At 37.0% G+C, this 1,794-nt stretch carries 1 pseudogene; it reads right to left on the bottom strand.

Annotation, left to right across the window (positions count from 1 at the left end):
• Positions 1 to 408: 408 nt before the first annotated feature.
• Positions 409 to 1,682 (bottom strand): annotated as a pseudogene (locus CKK03_RS23200) (IS110 family RNA-guided transposase).
• Between the last annotated feature and the right edge of the window lie 112 nt (positions 1,683 to 1,794).

Genomic DNA, 1,794 nt, shown 5'->3' with positions numbered 1-1,794 from the left:
ACTCCCTCAGTTTGATACGAATATCTCTCGAATACTCTCTTATTCGCAGGATTTCATACCCCTTTAAAATGGATTAAAAGGTAATAGAAGTGAGTTCAGATCATTTTGGCTTCGTGAAGGCATAGTTAAATAAAGGAGTTAGCTAATACTCCATATTTTACCATAATGATGTACATCTCCACGCCGCCCCTGGAGGCTTTCCCTCCCATGTCTCAACGGGTCATTTGCCCTCTCATTCCTTCGTCATGCCTATCCAAGGGGTGGAGGCCAGTTATGCTAACCTGATGGGTCACATTGCCCTTTTGTTGTAATAAACCTGGTACTCCGTACATATTTGTAATCCTACGAATAAGACAACATTCAAAATTAAAGATTGCTACTTTTGTGTAAGGCTAAAGTTCTTTATTCCTAAGCTGCAAAAGGGATTGTTTCTTTCAATTTACTTGGACAGTATGCCTCATTACGCTTAGCTATTCCTACAAAAATTCTTGCTAATTTACCGATTAACTTCATAATAGATTTCATTTTCTTCATCTTTTTGACTTTCACATTATGTGTGTGAAGTGCTTTAAACTCAACGTTGTTCATCACAAGGCTCATAGTAGCCAGGTAAAGGAAACGCCGTAACCTGGATCGACCACGTTTTGAGATTACAATCTGTCCTTTCCATTTTCCTGAACTTGCTTCAGCTAAATGAAGTCCTGCATGTCGTAATAAAGAATTCCCATGAGAAAATCCACTTAAATCTCCTGCTTCTCCTAAAATACCAGCCAATGAGATTTCACTTATCCCTTTAATCATAAGGAGTTTCTGTGCGAAAGGGATTTTATAGAGTTCTTCTTTGATTTGTAGTTCAACTCTTTCGAGTTGTTTTATAGTAAGGTCGTATTCTTCTAGTAATTGTTCTAAATGAAATTTATATGCATCCAGTGCTTGAGCTGTTCCTATCGATGATTTTGCTAGTTGAATCAGTAGTTGAGCCTTTTTGGGACCGGGTTGTCGCTGCATTAATGACTTCCATCCCCTCATGACATCTTGGGGTTCCAATGAAGCTAATTCAGTAGGAGTTGGAAATAATCGTAGGGTTGCAATTGCCCCTTTACACGTTATATCTTTAAACACTTGCCTGAATTCTGGGAAGACAATATCTACCCATCTATGAATCTGATTTGCTGAGCTTACAAGTCGTTTTACAATAACATCTCGATTTGAGATCAATACTCTGAGCTTTTCGAAGGACTCTGAGGATGGGCTGATAAATGAATAATAACCGTTTTTCACCATATCGGCGATCACAAGAGCGTCTTTTTTATCACTTTTTGATTGAGTGTTATCACGATTCTCTTTATTTCTTTTAACTAGGTGGGGATTAACTGTTACTACCTCAATCTTCTGTTCAATAAGCCATTTCGAGATATTTTTCCAATAGTGTCCAGTAGGTTCCATACCTACAATAGATGCATTTAAATCCTTCATTTCTTGTAAACTTTGAATCCAATTTAATAATCTTTTGAAACCAACTTCACTATTTTCAAATGTAAGGGGATCTCCGACGATAATTCCACGGTAATTTATAGCTCGTGCAACATGAAACTGTTGAGCAATATCGACACCAACAATTAGATGTTTATCGGAAATTCTTTCTATTAGTTGATTTTGTTATCTTGCATTTTAAAATTCATAGTAAGGGTTCCTCCTTAAGAGTCTGAGTTAGAGTGGTGTCTATACTCATATCTTACTGAGGGGCTTTATTTTTTTCAAACCTGTAATTTAACGATCTACAGGAATGCTAAC

It is taken from the genome of Fredinandcohnia onubensis (assembly GCF_002734215.1).
Classification (GTDB): Bacteria; Bacillota; Bacilli; order Bacillales; family Bacillaceae_L; genus Ferdinandcohnia; species Ferdinandcohnia onubensis.
This window is presented reverse-complemented; position numbering and strand designations above follow the sequence as displayed.